The organism is Streptomyces liangshanensis (assembly GCF_011694815.1).
Classification (GTDB): Bacteria; Actinomycetota; Actinomycetes; order Streptomycetales; family Streptomycetaceae; genus Streptomyces; species Streptomyces liangshanensis.
In genome coordinates, this window is record NZ_CP050177.1 from 6,481,320 (window position 1) to 6,501,362 (window position 20,043).

General features: G+C 73.4%; 18 protein-coding genes. 8 read left to right on the forward strand and 10 right to left on the reverse strand.

The features are described from left to right. Nucleotides 1-24 precede the first annotated feature (24 nt). The 5 genes from HA039_RS28075 to HA039_RS28095 all read right to left on the reverse strand — a co-directional run bounded on the left by HA039_RS28075 (nucleotide 25) and on the right by HA039_RS28095 (nucleotide 4,678). Complete coding sequence (locus tag HA039_RS28075; protein WP_167034138.1) at nucleotides 25-1,380, reverse strand: cryptochrome/photolyase family protein; 1,356 nt, start codon at nucleotides 1,378-1,380, stop codon at nucleotides 25-27. Nucleotides 1,381-1,392: 12 nt separating this feature from the next. Further along, nucleotides 1,393-2,166: an anti-sigma factor gene (locus HA039_RS28080; protein WP_167034139.1), complete on the reverse strand. Its 774-nt coding sequence runs from the start codon at nucleotides 2,164-2,166 to the stop codon at nucleotides 1,393-1,395. Continuing rightward, a complete protein-coding gene (locus HA039_RS28085; RefSeq protein ID WP_161306742.1) occupies nucleotides 2,163-2,747 on the reverse strand; it encodes a sigma-70 family RNA polymerase sigma factor in 585 nt (194 codons plus the stop codon). Before HA039_RS28085 ends, HA039_RS28080 begins: the two co-directional genes overlap by 4 nt. A 132-nt stretch (nucleotides 2,748-2,879) precedes the next feature. Next, nucleotides 2,880-3,722, reverse strand: coding sequence for a siderophore-interacting protein (locus HA039_RS28090; RefSeq protein WP_167034140.1), 843 nt, complete (start codon nucleotides 3,720-3,722; stop codon nucleotides 2,880-2,882). A gap of 50 nt (nucleotides 3,723-3,772) precedes the next feature. After that, nucleotides 3,773-4,678, reverse strand: a complete 906-nt coding sequence (locus tag HA039_RS28095) for a 5'-3' exonuclease (RefSeq protein ID WP_167037735.1) — start codon at nucleotides 4,676-4,678, stop codon at nucleotides 3,773-3,775. A gap of 266 nt (nucleotides 4,679-4,944) precedes the next feature. Between HA039_RS28095 and HA039_RS28100 the strand changes: the two genes are divergently transcribed. From HA039_RS28100 to HA039_RS28115, 4 genes are all read left to right on the forward strand, one after another. Then, entirely contained in the window at nucleotides 4,945-6,105 is a 1,161-nt protein-coding gene (locus HA039_RS28100) for a quaternary amine ABC transporter ATP-binding protein (protein ID WP_167034141.1), read from the forward strand. Then, a complete protein-coding gene (locus HA039_RS28105) occupies nucleotides 6,098-7,912 on the forward strand; it encodes an ABC transporter permease/substrate binding protein (RefSeq protein WP_167034142.1) in 1,815 nt (604 codons plus the stop codon). Before HA039_RS28100 ends, HA039_RS28105 begins: the two co-directional genes overlap by 8 nt. Before the next feature lie 187 nt (nucleotides 7,913-8,099). Continuing rightward, nucleotides 8,100-8,648, forward strand: coding sequence for a helix-turn-helix domain-containing protein (locus tag HA039_RS28110; RefSeq protein WP_161312802.1), 549 nt, complete (start codon nucleotides 8,100-8,102; stop codon nucleotides 8,646-8,648). 8 nt (nucleotides 8,649-8,656) lie between these two features. Next, complete coding sequence (locus HA039_RS28115) at nucleotides 8,657-9,424, forward strand: helical backbone metal receptor (RefSeq protein ID WP_167034143.1); 768 nt, start codon at nucleotides 8,657-8,659, stop codon at nucleotides 9,422-9,424. Here HA039_RS28115 and HA039_RS28120 read toward each other — a convergent pair. Further along, on the reverse strand, nucleotides 9,330-10,484 hold the full coding sequence (locus HA039_RS28120; protein ID WP_167034144.1) for a TDT family transporter: 1,155 nt from the start codon (nucleotides 10,482-10,484) through the stop codon (nucleotides 9,330-9,332). The two genes, HA039_RS28115 and HA039_RS28120, sit on opposite strands and share 95 nt — an antisense overlap. Nucleotides 10,485-10,554: 70 nt before the next feature. On the opposite strand from HA039_RS28120, the gene HA039_RS28125 reads away from it, so the two are divergent. Continuing rightward, the gene (locus HA039_RS28125; protein WP_167034145.1) at nucleotides 10,555-11,508 is read left to right on the forward strand and encodes a LysR family transcriptional regulator; all 954 of its coding nucleotides are present in this window, start codon (nucleotides 10,555-10,557) and stop codon (nucleotides 11,506-11,508) included. An 89-nt stretch (nucleotides 11,509-11,597) separates the two neighbouring features. On the opposite strand, the gene HA039_RS28130 is transcribed toward HA039_RS28125, so the two are convergent. The 4 genes from HA039_RS28130 to HA039_RS28145 form a co-directional block, all read right to left on the reverse strand. Then, nucleotides 11,598-13,070 carry an alkaline phosphatase PhoX gene (locus tag HA039_RS28130; RefSeq protein ID WP_167034146.1) on the reverse strand — a complete coding sequence of 491 codons (1,473 nt, stop codon included), beginning with the start codon at nucleotides 13,068-13,070 and terminating at the stop codon, nucleotides 11,598-11,600. Nucleotides 13,071-13,195: 125 nt separating this feature from the next. Continuing rightward, nucleotides 13,196-13,891, reverse strand: coding sequence for a gamma-glutamyl-gamma-aminobutyrate hydrolase family protein (locus HA039_RS28135; RefSeq protein ID WP_167034147.1), 696 nt, complete (start codon nucleotides 13,889-13,891; stop codon nucleotides 13,196-13,198). After that, complete coding sequence (gene eat, locus HA039_RS28140) at nucleotides 13,888-15,399, reverse strand: ethanolamine permease (RefSeq protein WP_167034148.1); 1,512 nt, start codon at nucleotides 15,397-15,399, stop codon at nucleotides 13,888-13,890. The genes HA039_RS28135 and eat overlap by 4 nt, the downstream gene beginning before the upstream one ends. Before the next feature lie 135 nt (nucleotides 15,400-15,534). Then, on the reverse strand, nucleotides 15,535-16,251 hold the full coding sequence (locus HA039_RS28145; protein WP_167037738.1) for a FadR/GntR family transcriptional regulator: 717 nt from the start codon (nucleotides 16,249-16,251) through the stop codon (nucleotides 15,535-15,537). A gap of 99 nt (nucleotides 16,252-16,350) precedes the next feature. On the opposite strand from HA039_RS28145, the gene HA039_RS28150 reads away from it, so the two are divergent. Genes HA039_RS28150 through HA039_RS28160 form a run of 3 tightly spaced genes read left to right on the forward strand, consistent with a single transcriptional unit; the run spans nucleotide 16,351 to nucleotide 19,944 of the window. Next, entirely contained in the window at nucleotides 16,351-17,715 is a 1,365-nt protein-coding gene (locus HA039_RS28150; RefSeq protein ID WP_167034149.1) for a glutamine synthetase family protein, read from the forward strand. Nucleotides 17,716-17,723: 8 nt separating this feature from the next. Next, nucleotides 17,724-19,121 (forward strand): aldehyde dehydrogenase family protein, encoded by a 1,398-nt coding sequence (locus tag HA039_RS28155; RefSeq protein ID WP_167034150.1) that lies wholly within the window; start codon nucleotides 17,724-17,726, stop codon nucleotides 19,119-19,121. A gap of 7 nt (nucleotides 19,122-19,128) precedes the next feature. Then, the gene (locus HA039_RS28160) at nucleotides 19,129-19,944 is read left to right on the forward strand and encodes a 3-oxoacyl-ACP reductase (RefSeq protein ID WP_208298726.1); all 816 of its coding nucleotides are present in this window, start codon (nucleotides 19,129-19,131) and stop codon (nucleotides 19,942-19,944) included. The last annotated feature ends 99 nt before the right edge of the window (nucleotides 19,945-20,043 follow it).

The following is a 20,043-nucleotide window of genomic DNA, read 5'->3' on the forward strand; positions in this document are numbered from 1 at the left end:
CCGGGCGCTTCCGGTTTCCGCCCGCTACCCCCGTGCGCGGGCGAAGCGGTCGCGGCCCTCGGCGAGGTCCACGATCGGGTCCGGGTAGGTGAGACGGGCGCGGTCCTCGGGCGGGAGGAGCCAGGGGCGGTGGATCTTGTTGCCGGGCAGCTCCGCCAGCTCCGGCAGCCAGCGGCGGACGTAGTCGCCCCCCGGGTCGAACCGGGTCGCCTGGGTCAGGGGGTTGAGGACCCGCCCCGGCCGGGTGTCCGTCCCGGTGCCGGCCGCCCACTGCCAGTTCAGCTGGTTGTTGGCGAGGTCCCCGTCCACCAGGAGGTCCAGGAAGTGGCGGGCGCCGACGCGCCAGTCCACGTACAGCGTCTTGGTGAGGAAGCTCGCGACCAGCAGCCGCCCCCGGTTGTGCATCCAGCCCTCGTGCGCCAGTTGGCGCATCGCCGCGTCCACCACCGGGTATCCCGTGCGGCCCTCCCGCCACGCGGCGATCTCCTCGCGGTCGGACCGCCACGCGTCGCCGCGCGGGCGGTAGTCCGACCAGGACACCTCGGGGCGGGCCGCGAGCACCTGGTGGTGGAAGTCCCGCCAGGCCAGCTGCCGTACGAACGCCTCGGCGCCCGCGCCCCCCTTCCCCCGCGCCCGGTGGACGGCCTCCACCGGGGAGAGACAGCCGAAGTGCAGGTACGGGGAGAGCCGGGACGTCGCGTCGCCCGGGAGGTCGTCGTGGCGGTCCTCGTACGACTCGATCCCGTCGGCCAGCCAGGCGGTGAGCCGCTTGCGCGCCGCCGCCTCGCCGCCCTCGGGGAGGCCGGGGGAGACGTGCTCCGCGTCCGGGCGTTCCGGCAGCGGATCGCTCGCGAGATCCGGGACCCGTACCGTCCGGGGCGCGGCGCACACCTCCCGCAGCCGGGTCTCCGACCAGCGGCGGAAGTACGGGGTGAACACCGCGAACGCGTCCCCGCCCGCCGGGGTGATCGCCCCGGGCGGCACGGCGGTCATGACGGCGTCGTGCACGTCCAGCGCGCACCCCGCCTCGCGCAGGGCCGTACGCAGCCGCTCCTCGCGCGTCGTCGCGTACCGGCTCACCCCCGCCGCGACATGGACCCGCCGGGCGCCGGACTCCCGGACCACCCGGCACACCTCGTCGACGACATCGCCCGTACGGAGGATGAGCCGGCCGCCGCGTTGACGCAGGCCCGCGTCGAGCGCGCCCAGGCAGTCGGCGAGGAACGCCAGCCGGTTGGGCGCGTCGAAGCCCGCCGCCCGTACGCCGTCGTCCCGTACGAACAGGGGCACCACCCGCTCCGCGCCGCGCAGGGCGGCGCGGAGCACCGGTTGGTCGTGCACCCGCAGGTCGGAGGTGAACAGCACCACCGCAACACTCATGGACGTGCGTCCTTACGCGCTCGGGAAGGCCATCACGGCCAGGGGGTCGGTGGTGGGTGCCACCGATCCGCCGGCCGGTTCCACCGTGATCCCCATCCCGGAGGCCGATCCGACGGACCCGGCCATCAGTACCGCATCGGAGCCCGCCGACGGGTGCAACAGGCCCGCGGCGCGCATCTTTCCGCCGTCGTCGTACCAGAGCTGGTAGACCTTCCCGGCGGGGGTCTCCGGCAGCCCGGCCGCGACGAACACGGCCCGGTCCCGGTCGCGGGAGACCACGACGGTGCCGGTCGCGCCGTCCGTCAGCCTGCCCGTGGTGACCTTGGCGTCCGGCGCCGCGAGCACGGCGGCGAGCGCCGCGGACCGCTCCTGGGAGCGGTTGTCGGACGCCTCCGCCCGCTGCCGGGCGTCCCGCGCCTCCTGGTGCTGCCACACCGCGATCCCGCCGAACCCGACCGCGGCCGCCAGGCACGCGGCCAGCACGAAGCGGGACAGCGCCCGCCCCCGGGCCGCGCCGCCGCCTCCGGAGCCCCGGGTCTGGGGGGTGACCTTGGGCGGGTCCTGGCGTTCCGTGGCGATCCGCCGCAGCACCTGCTCCTTGAGCGCGGGCGGCGGGAGCACGGTCACGGCCCGGCCCAACCGGGCCGCCGTGGCGGCCAGTTCCCGTACCTCCTGGGAACACGCCGGGCAGACCTCCAGATGCCGCTCGAAGGCGGCCTGTTCGTCGGCCTCCAGCGCGTGCAGCGCGTAGGCGCCGGTCAGCGTGTGCAGATCCGCGGTGGTCATGCGCTCACCCCCAAGCAGTCGCGCAGGCGGATCAGTCCGTCGCGCAGCCGGGTCTTGACCGTGCCCAGCGGTACGGACAGCAGCTCGGCCACCTCGCGGTAGGCGAGCCCCTGGTAGTACGCCAGCGTCACGGACTGGCGCTGGAGTTCGGTGAGGGTACGCAGACAGCGGCGCACCTGTTCGCGTTCGAGACCGGCCTCGACCTGCTCGACGACCTCGTCGTAGGCCGGGGTCCTGTCCAGCAGCGCCGCCCGGTGCTCACGGTCGCTGGACGCCTGGGCGGAGCGCACCCGGTCGACCGCCCTGCGGTGGGCGAGGGTCATGACCCAGGTCATGGCCGAGCCCCGGGCGGGCCGGAAGCGCGGCGCGGTACGCCAGACCTCCAGCAGCACTTCCTGGGCGACCTCCTCCGACTGGGCGGGATCGCGCAGGACGGAACGCACGAGCCCGAGGACGGGCCCGCAGACCTGGTCGTACACGCGCGAGAAGGCCTCCTGGTCGCCCCGGGCGACCTGCCCCAGCAACTCCTGGAGGTCGGGCCCCGCAGAAGCGGGTCCGCCGATGTGTACGGCTTCTTTCACGCGGCGTCCTCCACGATGCGTCCGGGCCGGGGTTCAAGGGAGATTCGGAGCCGGTGCCCCGGCGGATTGGTCCGGGGGCAAGCTTCGCCGAATTTCCTTCCCGGTGGGACGGGGGAGGCCCGGCCGCGCCCCTCAGGACGCGCTTTCCTGCTCCCGCTCCACCTGCTCGTTCCACTCCCGCTTCGCCGCGCGCCACGCCTCGTCGCTCTGGCCGAGCCGCCAGTACCCCGAGATGGACAGCCGCTCGCGCGGGATGCCCCGCTCCAGGCGCAGGTGCCGCCGCAGCTCCTTCACGAAGCCGGCCTCGCCGTGGACGAAGGCCTGCACGTCGCCGGAGGGGAACTCCAGATCCCGTACGGCCGCGACCAGCGCCTCGCCCACCGGCCGGTCCCCCCGGTGCAGCCAGCGCACCTCGACCCCGTCCGGCGTCGTGATCTTCTGCTCCTCGCCGGGGCCCGAGACCTCCACGAAGGCGTGCACGACCGCGCCCGCCGGGACCCGCTCCAGCGACGCGGCGATCGCCGGCAGGGCGCTCTCGTCACCGGCCATCAGGTGCCAGTCCGCGGCCGCGTCCGGCGCGTACCCGCCACCGGGGCCGAGGAAGCGCATCGTCTCGCCCACCTGGGCCCGCGCCGCCCACGGCCCCGCCAGGCCCTCGTCGCCGTGCACCACGAAGTCGACGCTCAGCTCACGGGCCGCCGGGTCCCAGGCCCGGACGGTGTACGTACGCGTCGTCGGCCACTGCTCCCGCGGGAAGTCCTCCCGGATGCGCTCCATGTCGAACGGCTCCGGGTAGCTCACCCCCGCCGGGGCGAACAGCACCTTGACGTAGTGGTCGGTGAACTCGCCGATCTCCAGGCCGTCCAGCCCGTCCCCGCCCAGGACGAGGCGCACCATGTGTGGAGTGATCCACTCGGTGCGCACCACCTGCGCCTCACGGGCCTTCGGTGTCCTGCGGACGGGCTGTGCTGCCACGGCGGTCTCCCCAACTCTTCGTGCTGCTTAGGCTTACCTAAGCTAACACCTCATCGTTCGAGCGCGAGGAGCAGGCGCCGCAGCGCGCCGCCCAGCCCCCACCGCTCCGCCAGCTCCTCCAGCGCCTCGGGGTGCAGCGGCTCGGAGGGCAGCGCCGGGTCGAAGTCCGGCAGGGGCACGTCCCGCGCGACCCGCACCACCGTCGGCGCCACCGCCACGTAGTCCCTGGCCTCGTCCAGCCGCTTGCGCTGCGACGGGGTGAGCTTCGACCGGGGGTCGTCGACGGCCGCCATGATCCCCGCCAGGTCCCCGTACGCGTCGATCAGCTTCGCCGCCGTCTTCTCGCCGATGCCCGGCACGCCCGGCAGCCCGTCGCTCGGGTCGCCGCGCAGGAGGGCGAGGTCCACATAACCCGCCCCGTCCACCCCGTACTTCTCCCGCAGCGCCGCCTCGTCCGTGAGATGCAGCGAACCGACGCCCTTCAGCGGATACAGCACCCGGACGCCCCGGGCGTCGTCGATCAGCTGGTAGAGGTCGCGGTCGCCCGTGACGATGTCCACGGGCCCCGCGGCCGCCGTCGCGAGCGTGCCGATCACGTCGTCCGCCTCGTACCCCGCCACGCCCACCCGGGCGATGCCCAGCGCGTCGAGCACCTCCTCGATCACCGGGACCTGCGGGGCCAGGGTGTCGGGGGTCTCCTCCTCGTCCGGCCCCTCCGCGTGCGCCTCGGCCACGCGGTGCGCCTTGTACGAGGGGATGAGGTCCACCCGCCACTGGGGCCGCCAGTCCGCGTCCATGCAGGCCACCAGGTCGTCCGGATGGTGGTCCTGGACCAGCCGGGCGATGAAGTCCAGCAGCCCCTTCACCGCGTTGACCGGCGTGCCGTCCGGGGCCCGCACGGAGTCCGGGACCCCGAAGTAGGCGCGGAAGTAGAGGGAGGCGGTGTCGAGGAGCATCAGGCGTCGCGTCACGCCCCCGATGATGCCGCACGGCACTGACAGGGACGCTCACGCGGGGCCCTCGCGACCACGGACGGTCACCACCCGCGGGTATGACCTGGATCACCAACCGTTTGGTCGGTGGGCGCTCGGGCAGGCGCGGCCCCGGAGCGGACCCGGCCCCGCCGACCGGCGGGACCCGGACGACACGGGCCGAACCCGTCCCGCTCCACGGTCCGCCGCGGGGGCGCCGGGCCGTTCTTCGCACGACCCGAGAGGTGCATGTGAGCAGGCTCCAGGCGGAACACCTGTACAAGGTGTTCGGCAGACGACCGGACGACGCCGTAGCCCGGCTCGAAAGCGGCACGGACCGTGACGCGCTTCGCGCCGAGGGCACGACCGCGGCGGTGATCGACGCCTCGTTCTCGGTCGAGCCCGGCCAGATCTTCGTGGTGATGGGACTGTCCGGATCGGGCAAGTCCACGCTGCTGCGGATGCTCAACGGGCTGCTGGAACCGACCTCGGGACGCGTGCTCTTCGACGGCCAGGACCTCACCGCCCTGAGCCCGCGGGAACTGCGCCGCGTCCGCTCCTCCAGGATCAGCATGGTGTTCCAGCACTTCGCCCTCTTCCCCCACCGCAGCGTGCTGGAGAACGCCGGTTACGGACTCGAGGTCCAGGGAGTGCCCCGCGCGGAGCGCGACAAACGCGCGGCCGGGGCACTGGAGATGACCGGCCTGAGCGGCTGGGAGAAGTCCTGGCCCGACGAGCTGTCCGGCGGCATGCAGCAGCGCGTGGGACTCGCCCGCGCGCTCGCCACGGACGCCGACCTGCTGCTGATGGACGAGTCGTTCAGCGCGCTCGACCCGCTGATCCGCCGCGACATGCAGGACCAGCTGCTGGAACTCCAGAAGCGCCTGAAGAAGACCATCGTGTTCATCACCCACGACCTCAACGAGGCCATGCGCCTCGGCGACCGGATCGCCGTGATGCGCGACGGCGGGATCGTCCAGGTCGGCACCGCCGAGGACATCCTCGTCAGCCCCGCCGACGACTACGTCGCCTCCTTCACCCAGGACGTCGACCGCTCCCGGGTGCTCACCGCCGGCGCGATCATGGCCGCTCCCGCGACGGTCCTCGGGACCCGTACCGACGGCGGCGCGGTGCTCCGTACCGCCGCGGACGTCCTCGCCGCCGCGCCCGCCCGGGTCCGGGAGGACACGCCGGTCATCGAGCTGTTCACCCCCTGCTCGCTCAGCGGGACGCCGGTCGCCGTCACCGGCGCCGACGGCGCCCTCGTCGGAGTCGTCCCGCGCGCCCGGCTGCTCGCCGTCCTCGGCGAGCCCATGACACCCACGGGAACGACACCCACGGGAACGGCACCCGCCGGAGCCGCGGACCGGCCGGTCCCGGTCCCCGGGGCCGAGGCGGTGTCCCATGCCTAGGCTCCCGCTCGGCGCGTGGGTCGACTCCGCCGTCGGCTTCCTCCAGCGCCACCTGTCCTGGCTGTTCGACGCGATCGGTTCCGTCGTCTCCGGCATGTACGACGGCATCGACGCGGTGCTCTCCGCGCCCGAACCCCTGCTCCTGGCCGGCATCCTCGCCGTCCTCGCGTGGTGGCTGCGCAGCCTGCTCGCCGGCGTGCTGGCCTTCGCGGGCTTCGCGCTCATCGACTCCGTCGAGCTGTGGGACGACTCCATGGCGACGCTGTCGCTGGTCCTCGTCGCCACCGTCGTCACGCTGGTCATCGCGATCCCGCTGGGCATCTGGGCCGCGCGGTCGAAGACCGTCGGCGCCGTCGTCCGGCCCGTGCTCGACTTCATGCAGACGATGCCCGCGATGGTCTACCTGATCCCCGGGGTGTTCTTCTTCGGGGTCGGGGTCGTGCCCGGCATCATCGCGACGATCATCTTCGCGCTGCCGCCCGGCGTCCGGATGACCGAACTGGGCATCCGTCAGGTCGACGCCGAACTGGTCGAGGCCGCCGAGGCGTTCGGCACCAGCCCCCGCGACACCCTGCTCCGCGTCCAGCTCCCGCTGGCCCTCCGGACGATCATGGCGGGCATCAACCAGGTCATCATGCTGGGCCTGTCCATGGTGGTCATCGCCGGCATGGTCGGCGGCGGCGGACTCGGCGGGGACGTCTTCCAGGCCATCGGCAACGTCAACATCGGCCTCGGCTTCGAGGCGGGCGTCTCCGTCGTCGTCCTCGCGATGTACCTCGACCGCATCACCGGCGCGCTCAGCCTCCAGGTCTCCCCGGTCGGCCGCCGCGCGCTGGCCAGGGCCAAGGAACTGGCCGGCGGACCGAGGATCTGGGACCACCGGCCGCAACCCGCCGTCGCGATCGCCGGAGCGGTCGTCCTGGCGCTCGTCGCCGGCGGACTCGGCGTCTTCGGCGGCTCCCCCGCGAAGGACAACACCGCGTCCGGCGCCGGGAACGTCGGCAAGGGCGAGAAGATCACCATGGGCTACATCCCCTGGGACGAGGGCATCGCCTCCACGTTCCTCTGGAAGGAACTGCTGGAGGAGCGCGGTTACGACGTCGACGCCCGGCAGTACGAGGCGGGCGCGCTTTACGCCGGCCAGGCGGGCGGCCAGATCGACATCCAGACCGACTCCTGGCTGCCCGTCACCCACGCCGCGTACTGGGCCAAGTACAAGAACCAGCTGGAGGACATGGGTTCCTGGTACGACCAGACGTCGCTGGAGCTCTCCGTGCCCTCGTACGTGAAGGGCGTCCACTCGCTCGCCGACCTCAAGGGCAAGGCGTCCACCTTCCAGGGCCGCATCATCGGCATCGAGCCCGGCGCGGGCGAGATGGGCCTCCTCAAGGACAAGGTCCTCAAGGCCTACGGCCTGGAGGGGGAGTACGAGGTCGTCGACGGATCGACCCCCGCCATGCTCTCCGAGTTGAAGCGGTCGTACGAGAAGAAGGAACCGCTCGTCGTCGTGCTGTGGTCGCCGCACTGGGCGTACAACACCTACGACCTCACCAAGCTCGACGACCCCAGGAACGTCTGGGGCACGGGCGACGGCATCCACACCCTGACCCGCGGGGGATTCACCGACGACCACCCCCGGGTCGCGTCCTGGCTCAAGGACTTCGACATCAGCGAGAAGCAACTCACCAGCCTGGAGGCCACGATCCAGTCCACCGGCAAGGGCAAGGAGCAGGAGGCGGTACGGGCCTGGCTCAAGGACAACCCGCGCGCGGCCGACACGTGGACACCCGTGGCGCACGGCGAGTAGCACCCGCCGTGGGGCCCGCCTCCGGCGTACGGCCGCGGTACCGGTGAGGGCCGGTGCCGCGGCCCCACCGGTACCGGTATGCGCCGGAGACGCGCATGATGGAGCGAGAGGGGGAACCTCCGGGGACAGCCCTTGTACCGGCGTCAACTCTGAGAGGATGACGATCCGGTCGGGAGGGAGCCCAGACATGGACGACAAGGAAGCGCTCAGGGTGGGCGCCGCCGTCCGCAGGAGGCGCAGGTCGCTGGGCCTGACGCTGGCGGCGGTCGCGGCCCGCAGCGGGCTTTCCGTGCCCTTCCTGAGCCAGATCGAGAACGAACGCGCGAGACCCAGCACCCGCTCCCTGGAGCGGGTGGCGGACGCGCTGGAGACCACGATCCCCAAGCTGCACGCGGCGGCCGACTCCGCGCGCACGGTCGACGTCGTCCGGGCGGGCGACGGAGGCCCCGGCGTGCGCCGGGTGGCGCGCGGCGGACACCAGTTGCACGCCAAGGAGTACACGGGCGAGCAGGACACCGGCCGGGAGTACCAGCACCGCAACGACGAGGTGATGTACATCGCCGACGGCGCCGCGGAGGTCGAGGCCGAGGGGCGCGCGTACCGCCTGGAGCGCGGCGACACGCTGTATCTGTCCGGTGGGGTACGGCACCGGTGGCGCGCCACCGAGCCGGGCACCCGGATCCTTGTCGTCGCGGTCGCGGAACACATCGACGCGACCGTCGACCCGCCGCGCTGACACCGCCCATGACGTCTCCTCGGAAGGTACGCCGGGTCGTCTCGCTCGTCCCCTCGCTCACCGAGGCCGTCGCGGTCGGCGCGCCCGGCCTGCTGGTGGGCGCCACCGACTGGTGCGTCCACCCGGCCGGCCTCGACGTCGTACGGATCGGCGGCACCAAGAACCCCGACGTGGCGGCGATCGCCGCCCTCCGCCCCGACCTGGTGATCGCCAACGAGGAGGAGAACCGCGCCCCCGACCTGGCCGCCCTGCGCGCCGCCGGACTCGACGTCATGGTCACCGAGGTCAGGAGCCTGGACCAGGCCTTCGCCGAGCTGGAGCGCGTCCTGCTGGCCGGCTGCGGGCTCACCGCCCCGCCCCGCTGGCTGGACGACGCGCGGGCCGCGTGGGCCGCCCCGCCCTCGGCCCCGTACCCGCCGCGCACCGCCGTCGTCCCGGTCTGGCGCCGCCCCTGGATGGTCCTCGGCAGCGACACGTTCGCCGGGGACCTGCTGGCCCGCCTCGGCGTACGGAACGTGTACGCCGACCACCCCGAGCGCTACCCCCGCGTCCCGGTGGCCGAGCTGCGCGCGTCCGGCGCCGACCTCGTGGTCCTGCCCGACGAGCCGTACCGCTTCACCGCCGACGACGGCCCCGAGGCCTTCCCCGGCCTGCCCGCCGCGCTCGTCGACGGGCGGTTCCTCACCTGGTACGGCCCGTCCCTGGCCGGGGCGCCCGCGGCGCTGCGGGCAGCGCTCCGCCGAGCAGGCCCCGTACCGTCCCCGCGCCGACCGTGACCCAGGCCGACACCAGCACGACGAACAGGCCCGCCGCGAGCCACTGGAACGCCACCAGGCCCGTCCGGAGCGCCAGCACCTCCGCGCCGGTCACGCAGGTCCCGACCGGGAATGTGAACGCCCACCACCCCATCGAGAACGGCATCCCGCGCCGCAGCGCCCGCATCACCAGCGCGGCGGACAGCGCCAGCCACAGCAGCGCGAACCCCATCACCGCGACGCCGTAGACGACGGCGAACGCGCCGAGGGCGGCCGGGAGGGAGCCGCTGACCGCCGTCGGGGCCACGTCCGCGAGCCGCCCCACCGCCGTCGTGGACTGGCCCAGCGGGCCGAGCACCAGGAACATCGCGGGCGTCAGCGCGAGCGGCAGCGGCCCGAGCAGCAACAGCCGGCCGGCGATCAGCGGCAGGAGCGCGAGCGTGGCGAGCAGGCTCAGCCCGAACATCGCGTAACACCCCAGCAGCAGCGCCTCCCGCCCCTGCCCGGCCGGCAGGTGCGGCACCAGCCCCGCCCCGGCCCCCGCCGCGACCATCGGCGGCACCACCGGCAGCAGCCAGACGGGCGACACGTCCGCGAGGGTGAGCCGGTGCCGTACGACCATCAGGTACGGGATCGCCACGGCGACCACCAGCCCCAGGACCGTGCCCACGCCGAACAGCACAGCGTCCACGCGCAGCGCGGCCCCTGGGCCGAGCACGTCACCGCCCACGGCGAGCGTGGCGCCGCCCACCGCCAGCAGGGCCATCGGCAGGCATCCGAAGAAGGGCGCGACGGCCGGGTCCAGGAGATCGGCGCGCGCCCGGTCCCGATGCCGCGCCCAGCGCGTGGCACGGGCGGCCAGCACGGCGACGAGCAGCACGGCCGACAGCGCCCACACCGCCGCGGAGGCGGCCCGCAGGCCCGGCACCCGCTGCGGGAGGGCGGCCCCCGCGCTCGCCACGACGGCCGTCCCCATGACCGTCGCGTACCAGGCGGGACCCAGGTGACGCGGCGCCGACGGGCGGGGGAGCGGCGCGACGGCGGGAGGGCGGGTGACCGGGTGCGGGGCGAGGCTGACCATGTCCTCAGCCTGCGGCGGGGGCGGCCGCCCCACCAGCCCCTTTGTTCCTATGAGGCCATAAGCTGGACCTATGACCGATGTGTCTCGTGCGCCCGAGGGGCAGCCGCTCGCACACCGGGTGCCCGACCTCGGCGCGCTGGAACTGCTGCTGGCCGTCGCCCGGCTGGGCAGCCTCGGGCGCGCGGCCCGGGAGACCGGCATCAGCCAGCCGGCCGCCAGCGGCCGGATCCAGGCCATGGAACGGCAGCTCGGGGTGGCGCTGCTGGACCGCTCGCCGCGCGGCTCCCGCCTCACCGACGCGGGCATCCTCGTCACGGAGTGGGCCCGGCGCGTCGTGGAGTCGGCGGAGGCCTTCGACGCGGGCGCGCAGGCGCTGCGGGCCCGCCAGGACTCCCGGCTGCGGGTCGCCGCCAGCATGACGATCGCCGAGTACCTGCTGCCGGGCTGGCTGATCGCCCTGCACCGGGCGCGTCCCGGCACGGCCGTGTCCCTGTACGCGGGCAATTCCGACAGCGTCGGGGCGCGCGTCCTCGCCCACGAGGCGGACCTCGGCTTCGTCGAGGGCCCGACCGTGCCGGCGGGGCTCGACGCCACCGTCATCGGCCACGACCGGCTGGTGGTGGTCGCCGCGCCCGGCCACCCCTGGGCCCGCCGCCGTACCCCGCTCGACCCGTCCGAGCTCGCCGCCACCGGCCTGATCCTGCGGGAACCGGGCTCCGGCAACCGCCAGGTGCTCGACGCTGTCCTCGCCCCGTACGGGGGCCCCGCCGCGCCCCTGCTGGAACTGGCGTCCACCACCGCGCTGAAGGCCGCGGTGATGGGCGGCGTGGGGCCGTGCGTGCTGAGCGAACTGGCGGTGGCGGAGGAGCTGGCGGCCCGCCGCCTGGTGGCCGTACCGGTGTCCGGCCTCGACCTGGGCCGCGAACTGCGCGCCGTCTGGCCCTCGGGTCCCCGCCCCACGGGCCCGGCCCGGGAGCTCCTGGCCCTGACGCGTCAGGGCGCCCCGACGGTACGGACGCCCTGACGGTACGGACGCCCCGACGGTACGGGCGCCCTGGCGGTCCTGAGGGTCGCGCGGCCCGGATCCCGGCTCCGGGCCGCGCGGCCGGGGCGTCAGCCCTGGTGGCGCCAGGGGCCGGTGATGGCCAGCAAGATGCCGGGATTCTGGATGCTCGCGTACAGCGTCCGGCCGTCGGGCGAGAAGACCACGCCGGCGAACTCGCTGTAGGACGGCGACTCCGGGGTGCCGTCGTTCAGCTCGTTGCGGGCGATCGGGTAGGTCTTGCCCGCGTCCGTCGCGCCGAAGAGGTGCTGGACGCCCTCCCCGTCCTCCGCGAGGATCACGCCGCCGTACGGGGAGACCGTGATGTTGTCGGGGCCGTCGAGGGCGCCGTCCTTCGACGGGTCGGGGTTGACGCCGAGGATGAGCTTGAGGGTCAGCTTGCGGCGGGCCGGGTCGTAGAACCACACCTGCCCGTCGTGCTGGACCGGGCTCTCCTCCCGCGCGAAGGACGAGACGATGTACGCCCCGCCGTCGGCCCACCACATGCCCTCCAGCTTGCGGGCGCGGGTGACCTGGGAGTCGGTGAACTGCTTGCGCACCGGTACGGTCTTGGCGTCACGGTCGCGCACGGCCACCCAGTCGACGCCGTAGACGGTCCCCACCGCGGTGGCACGGGACAGGTCGTCCACGAACCGGCCCCGCGCGTCGAAGCACTTGAAGGCCTCCAGCACACCGGCGGTGTCGGAGAGGCCGCGCAGCTTGCCCCGGCCGTGCCGGAAGCCGTGCGGCGGAGTCCAGCGGTACAGCAGGCCGTTGGGGTCCGCGGCGTCCTCGGTGAGGTACATGTGGCCGCGCTTCGTGTCGACGACGACGGCCTCGTGGTCGTACCGTCCGAGCGCCTTGACGGGCTTCGGGTCCCGGTTGGCGCGGCGGTCGTACGGGTCGACCTCGAAGACGTACCCGTGGTCCTTGGTCATGCCGTTCTCGCCGGCCTTGGCGGTGTTCTCCTCGCAGGTCAGCCAGGTGCCCCAGGGGCTGCGGCCGCCGGCGCAGTTCTGCTGCGTACCCGCGAGACCGACCCACTCGGCCACGTGGCGGCCGTCCTTGGAGATCTCCACGACGGTGCAGCCGCCGGGCGCGGCGGGGTCGTACACGAGACCGGGCGTGAGCGGTACCGGGTGGTCGACGGCGGCGCGGTTGTCGCGGATCTCGTGGTTGGTGACGAGGAGGGTGGAGCCGCGCGTGCCCTCGAACGCGGCCGTGCCGTCGTGCTTGTTCGGGGTGAACTCACCCGACTCCAGCTTGGTGACGCCGGCGTGGGTGATCACCTTGTAGGAGAACCCGGCGGGCAGCGCGAGCAGCCCCTTCGGGTCGTCGATCAGCGGGCCGTAACCGGTCTTGCGCTGGTGTCCCTTGGAGTGCTCGCCGTGCTCGTCGTGGGCCTGGCCACGGGCCGCCGCGTCCTCACGGCTCTCGTCGGCGTACGCGTAGGCACTCGCGGTGGACAGCAGGCCGGCGGTGCCGGCGAGGGTGATACCCGTGCCTGCGGACTTCCTGGCGAAGTCTCTTCGGGTGAGGGACACGTTGATCTCCTTGAGCGGGTGGGGCGTTGGCCGGTGAGGCCTCGGGGCTGCCTCACCGTGTCCTGGAACGGCGAACGGAATGTGAACGGAGCACGACAAGAAGATGCACGCGGGTCCGGGCCGGTTCAGGCGCCCCCGCGCTCCGCCGCCGCGCGGACCAGGGCCGCCATGACCCGGGTGTCCCGCGCCATCTCCGGGTGCCACTGCACCCCCAGCGCCCAGTGGGGCGGCGCCAGTTCGATCGCCTCGACCGTGCCGTCCGAGGCGAACGCCGACACCGTCAGGCCGTCCCCGAGCCGGTCGACCGACTGGTGGTGCTGGGTCGGTACGGTCGTCTCCTCGTCGACCAGCGACCCGTACAGCGTGCCCGGCACGGGCTTCACGTCGTGCGCGCCGAACGTGCCGACGACCGTCGCGGTGTGCCCGTCCAGGTGCTGGACGAGTGTGCCGCCGACCGCCACGTTCAGCAGTTGCATGCCCCGGCAGATACCGAGCAGCGGCGTCCCGGACGCCAACGCGGCCCCGATCAGGGCCAGTTCCCACGCGTCCCGCTCCCGCGCCGGCGGCCCGGTGCGGGGATGCGGCTCGGCGCCGTACCGTACGGGCTCCACGTCGGGCCCGCCCGCGATCACCAGCCCGTCCAGCCGGGCCACCACCGCGGCCGCCGCGGCCGGGTCGTCGGGCGGCAGCATCGCGGCCAGGCCGCCCGCCCGCCGCACGAGCGTCGGGTAGGCGGCGGGCAGCAGGGCGGCGGGCAGGTCCCAGGTGCCCCAGCGCGCGGAGTCCTCCAGGTAGGTGCTGACGCCGATGAGCGGCTTCATGGGTGGTCGGTCCTCCGTGGTTCTCCGCGTTCCAGTTCGGCTTCCGCCTCGGCCAGCGCCGCGAACTCCTCCTCCGGTGCCGCCGCGACCAGCCGGTGCCGACTGTAGAAGGTGAAGTAGGCGAGGGCGACCGCGTACACGCCCAGCGCGATGAAGGCCGCCTCCTTGTCCACCAGGAACGTCGCGGCCAGCGCGGACAGGGCCAGCGCGAACGCCGTGCCCGAGGTGAGCGTCCCGCCGGGGGTACGGTACGGGCGCGGCAGCCCCGGCTCGCGGCGGCGCAGCACCAGGTGCGAGAGCGCCATGAGCGCGTACGAGATGGTCGCGCCGAACACCGCCACGTTCAGCATCCGGCCCCCGTCCCCGCTGCCCGCCGCCAGCGCGAAGCCGATCGCGCCGGGGATGAGCAGACCGAGGTACGGCGCCTTGCGGCGGCTGGTCAGCGACAGGAACCGGGGCAGGTAGCCGGCCCGGGAGAGCGCGAACAGCTGCCGGGAACCGGCGTAGATGAGCGAGAAGAACGAGGCCACCAGGCCGGCCAGCCCCGCGTAGTTCACGAACCGGCTCAGCGCGGTCGGGTCGCCGTCGCCCTGGAGCGCGACCACCAGCGGATTGCCGGCGTCGGCCACGGCGGCCGAGCCGCGCGCGCCGGTCGCGGCGAAGAAGGTGATCAGGGCGAGCAGCGCGAGCACCGCCATGGAGATCGACAGGGCCTTCGGCATCGACCGCACCGGGTCCTTGGCCTCCTCGGCGGCCAGCGGCACCCCTTCCACCCCCAGGAAGAACCACATCCCGAACGGGAACGCCGACCAGATGCCGAGCAGCCCGAACGGCAGCCAGGAGCCCGAGCCGAAGGCGTCGGGGTCGACCGGGATGTCGTCGAGGCCCCCGGCATCGAACTCGGTGAAGGCTCCGACCGCGAAGATCAGCAGCGCCGCGACCGCGACGGCCGTCACCACCAGGCTGAACCGCAGGGCCTCGCCCACCCCCCAGAGGTGGATGGCGATGAAGATCACGAAGCAGGCCAGGTAGACCGGCCATCCGGCGGTCAGCCCGAAGAGGCCGAGCGACTCCACGTAGTCGCCGATGAAGAGGGAGATCGCGGCGGGCGCGAGGATGTACTCGATGAGGATGGCCGTCCCGGTGAGGAAGCCGCCCCAGGTGCCGAGCGCGCGCCGGGCGAAGCCGTAACCGCCGCCCGCCGTGGGCAGGATGGCGGAGAGCTCCGCGAGGGAGAAGACGAGGCAGGCGTACATCACGCCCATCAGGAGGGTGGCGATCGCGAGACCGCCGAAGCCGCCCTCGGCCAGGCCCAGGTTCCAGCCGGAGAAGTCGCCCGAGACGACGTAGGCGACGCCGAGGCCGGTGAGCAGCAGCCAGCCGGCGCTGCCCCGGCGCAGCGTACGGCGGCGCAGGTAGTCGGCGTCCTCGGCGCCGGGGGCCCGGCCGGTGCCGGGGACGGAATCGGCCGGGGTGGTGGGGACGCGCGAGTCGGTGCCGTCGCTCATGAGCAGCTCCTGCCTCGGTGGTGCCGGGTGGCGGGCAAAGGTGTGAGGCCACACCTTTGCGGGCCGCGCGGGGCCGCGCAAGCCCTCTGCGTCAACACGCGGTTACTTCTTCGACCCGCCGTCACTTCCCGGCGCTCAGGCCAGGAACCCCCGCAGCAGCGCCGCCGTCCCCGCGCAATGCTCGCGCGTCATCTCGCGCGCCCCGTCCGCGTCCCCGTCGAGCACCGCCCCCACCAGCGCCGTGTGCTGCCGCTGCGAGTGCTCCAGGTTCCGTACGAGCAGCGGGATGCAGTCCAGCAGGTCGTTGACCGTCGCCCGGACGGCCGCGTACTGCGCGGCCAGCGTCGGCGAGCCGGACAGCTCGGCCAGGGTCAGGTGCAGCAGGGTGTCCAGCCTGCGGTACTCCGCCAGCGGGGCGTCATGGGTCGCCGTGAGCGCCGCCCGCAGCCGCTCCGCGCGCTCCCCGTCCAGCCCGTGCGCCGCGCACAGCCCCGCCGCGCCCACCTCCAGCACCTCGCGGAACCGCAGGACGTCCTCGATGTCCACGCCCGCCACCCGCCGCCGCAGCTCCTCCTCGGCGCCGCCCGCCGGGGTGTCGGGCCGGGGGCGCACGAACGTACCGCCGTACCTGCCCCGGCGGCTCTCCACCAGGCCCTGGTCCTGGAGCACCTTGAGCACCTCGCGCAGCGTGACCCGGCTGATCCGCAGCCGGTCCGCCAACTCGCGCTCCGCGGGCAGCCGTTCGCCGCCCGCCACCAGACCGAGCCGGACGACCTGGAGGATCTGTTCCAGCGCCTCCTCGAAACCGTTGCCGGCCCGTACGGGCCGCAGGACCGGGGTCAGCGGGTCCATCGGCTCGTTCTTCTTCGCCACGTCGCCGTTTCCCCTTCCCAATCAATGGTCTCCAGGAATACCTTATGGCTTCCGGCTGACCGAAGGAGGCTCCATCCCGTGGCAGACCGCACACCCCCGCTGAGCGTCGAGGAACTGCGCCTCCTCGTCGAGAGCGGCGAGATCGACACGGTCGTCCTGGCCTTCCCCGACATGCAGGGGCGGCTCCAGGGCAAGCGGTTCGCCGCCCCCTTCTTCCTCGAAGAGGTCCTGGAGCACGGCACCGAGGGCTGCAACTACCTCCTCGCCGTCGACACCGAGATGAACACCGTCGACGGCTACGCGATGTCCTCCTGGGACCGCGGTTACGGCGACTTCGCGATGCACCCCGACTTCTCCACCCTGCGCCGCGTCCCCTGGAACGACGGTACGGCGATGCTCCTCGCCGACCTCGCCTGGAACGACGGCACCCCCGTCGTCGCCGCGCCCCGCCAGATCCTCCGCCGCCAGCTGGAACGCCTCGCCGAGCGTGGCCTCACCGCGCACGTGGGCACGGAGCTGGAGTTCATCGTCTTCAGGGACACCTACGAGCAGGCCTGGGACAGCCGGTACCACGGCCTGACCCCGGCCAACCAGTACAACATCGACTACTCCGTCCTCGGCACCGGCCGCGTCGAGCCGCTGCTGCGCCGCATCCGCAACGACATGACGGCCGCCGGACTGGTCGTCGAGTCGGCGAAGGGCGAGTGCAACCCCGGCCAGCACGAGATCGTCTTCAAGTACGACGCCGCCCTCGTCACCTGCGACCAGCACGCCGTGTACAAGACCGGCGCCAAGGAGATCGCCTCGCAGGAGGGCGTCTCGCTGACGTTCATGGCGAAGTACAACGAGCGCGAGGGCAACTCCTGCCACATCCACCTCTCGCTCCAGGACGAGCACGGCGCCAACGCCATGGCCGGGGACGGCCCCGACGGCATGTCGGCCGTCATGCGGCACTTCCTCGCGGGCCAGCTCGCCGCGCTGCGTGACTTCTCCCTGCTGTACGCGCCGAACATCAACTCGTACAAGCGCTTCCAGCCCGGGTCCTTCGCGCCCACGGCCGTCGCCTGGGGCCTCGACAACCGCACCTGCGCGCTGCGGGTCGTCGGCCACGGCCGCTCGCTGCGCTTCGAGAACCGGCTCCCCGGCGGGGACGTCAACCCGCACCTCGCCGTCGCGGGCCTCGTCGCCGCCGGGCTGTACGGCGTCCAGCACGAGCTGGAGCTCCCCGAGGCGTGCGCGGGCAACGCCTACACCGCCGACTACGCGCACGTCCCGACCTCGCTGCGCGAGGCGGCCGAGCTGTGGGAGAACAGCCCCATCGCCCGCGAGGCCTTCGGCGACGAGGTCGTCGCCCACTACCGCAACATGGCGCGGGTCGAGGTCGAGGCCTTCGACGCCGCGGTGACCGACTGGGAGCTCCGCCGCTCCTTCGAACGCCTGTGAGGAACGACGTGCCCGACCAGCCCCGCACCGACCACCCGCCCCACCCCACCGAGCACCAGGTCCTCGACCCCGCCACCGGCGAGGTCGTGGCCACGGTGGCGGCCACCACCCTGGAGCAGGTCGACACCGCCGTCGTACGGGCCACCGTCGCCCAGGCCCGCTGGGCCGCCGCGGCCCCCGCCGACCGCGCGCGGCTGCTGCGCCGCTTCGCCGCCGTCGTCGACGCCCACACCGAGGAACTGGCCCGCCTGGAGGTCTCCGAGGCCGGCCACACGATCGGCAACGCCCGCTGGGAGGCCGGCAACGTCCGCGACCTCCTCGACTACAGCGCCGGGGGAGTCGAACGGCTGACGGGACGTCAGATCCCGGTCGCCGGCGGCCTCGACATCACCCTCCTCGAACCCCTCGGCGTGGTCGGCGTCATCGCGCCCTGGAACTTCCCGATGCCGATCGCCGCCTGGGGCACCGCCCCGGCCCTCGCGGCCGGCAACGCCGTCCTCCTCAAGCCCGCCGAGACCACCCCGCTCACCGCCCTGCGCCTGGCCGAACTCGCCCTGGAGGCAGGCCTCCCCGAGCACCTCTTCCAGGTCCTGCCCGGGGCGGGCCCGGTCGCCGGCAACGCACTGGTCGAACACCCCGGCGTCGCCAAGATCGTGTTCACCGGATCCACCCGGATCGGCAAGCAGATCATGGCCAGGAGCGCCGGCCTGGTGAAGCACGTCACCCTCGAACTCGGCGGCAAGAGCCCGAACATCGTCTTCGCCGACTCCGACCTCGCCCTCGCCGCGGCCACCGCCCCGATGGCGTTCCTCGACAACAGCGGCCAGGACTGCTGCGCCCGTACCCGCATCCTCGTCCAGCGGGAGGTCCACGAGCGGTTCCTCGAACTCCTCGCCCCCGCCGTCGAGTCGGTCGTCGTCGGCGACCCGTCCGACGAGAAGACCCAGATGGGCCCGCTGATCTCCGCGGTCCAGCTGGAGCGCGTCCGGTCGTACGTCCCCGACGGCGCCGCGGGCATCCGGGGCAGCGCGCCGGACGGACCCGGCTTCTGGTTCCCGCCGACCGTCCTCACCGACCAGGACGCCGGCGCCCCGGTCGCCACCGACGAGGTCTTCGGACCCGTCGCCGTCGTCCTGCCCTTCGACGACGAGGAGGACGCCGTCCGGCAGGCCAACGCCACCGAGTACGGCCTCGCCGGGTCCATCTGGACCCGGGACGTGGGCCGCGCCCTGCGCGTCTCGCGCGCCGTCGCGGCGGGCAACCTGTCGGTCAACTCCCACAGCAGCGTCCGTTACGGGACGCCGTTCGGCGGCTACAAGCAGTCCGGACTCGGCCGCGAACTGGGCCCCGACGCCCTCGCGGCCTTCACGGAAACCAAGAACGTCTTCATCAGCACGGAGGCCTGAGCCCACCATGACCGACCCCCAGAGCGCCGCCCTGAGCGCCCCGAGCGAAGCGCCCGTCTGCCGGCGCCTGATCGGCCGTACCGCCGTCATCACCGGAGCAGGCAGCGGCATCGGCCTCGCCACCGCGCGCCGCCTGGCCTCCGAGGGCGCGCACATCGTCTGCGGAGACATCGACGAAGCGGCGGGCAACGCGGCCGCCGAGCAGTCCGGCGGCACCTTCGTCCGGGTCGACGTCACCGACGCCGACCAGGTCGAGGCGCTGTTCCGGACGGCGTACGAGACCTACGGCAGCGTGGACATCGCCTTCAACAACGCGGGCATCTCGCCGCCGGACGACGACTCGATCCTCACCACCGGGCTCGACGCCTGGCGCCGGGTCCAGGAGGTCAACCTGACGTCCGTCTACCTGTGCTGCAAGGCCGCTATCCCCTACATGCAACGCCAGGGGAAGGGCTCGATCATCAACACCGCGTCCTTCGTGGCCCGGATGGGCGCGGCGACCTCGCAGATCTCGTACACCGCGTCCAAGGGCGGCGTGCTGGCGATGTCCCGGGAGCTGGGCGTGCAGTTCGCCCGCGAGGGCATCCGCGTCAACGCGCTGTGCCCCGGGCCGGTCAACACCCCCCTGCTCCAGGAGCTGTTCGCCAAGGACCCCGAGCGCGCCGCGCGCCGCCTCGTCCACATCCCGCTGGGCCGCTTCGCCGAGGCGGACGAGATCGCGGCGGCGGTCGCCTTCCTCGCGAGCGACGACTCGTCGTTCGTGAACGCGTCGGACTTCCTGGTCGACGGCGGCATCTCGGGGGCGTACGTCACCCCGGTGTAGCGGGGGAGGGCCGGTCCCGTACCCGCACCCTGCCGGCCCGTCCGGCGTCCGCGCCTCAAAACGCGCGGACGCCGGACGTATGCGTCCACGGCCTCCTAT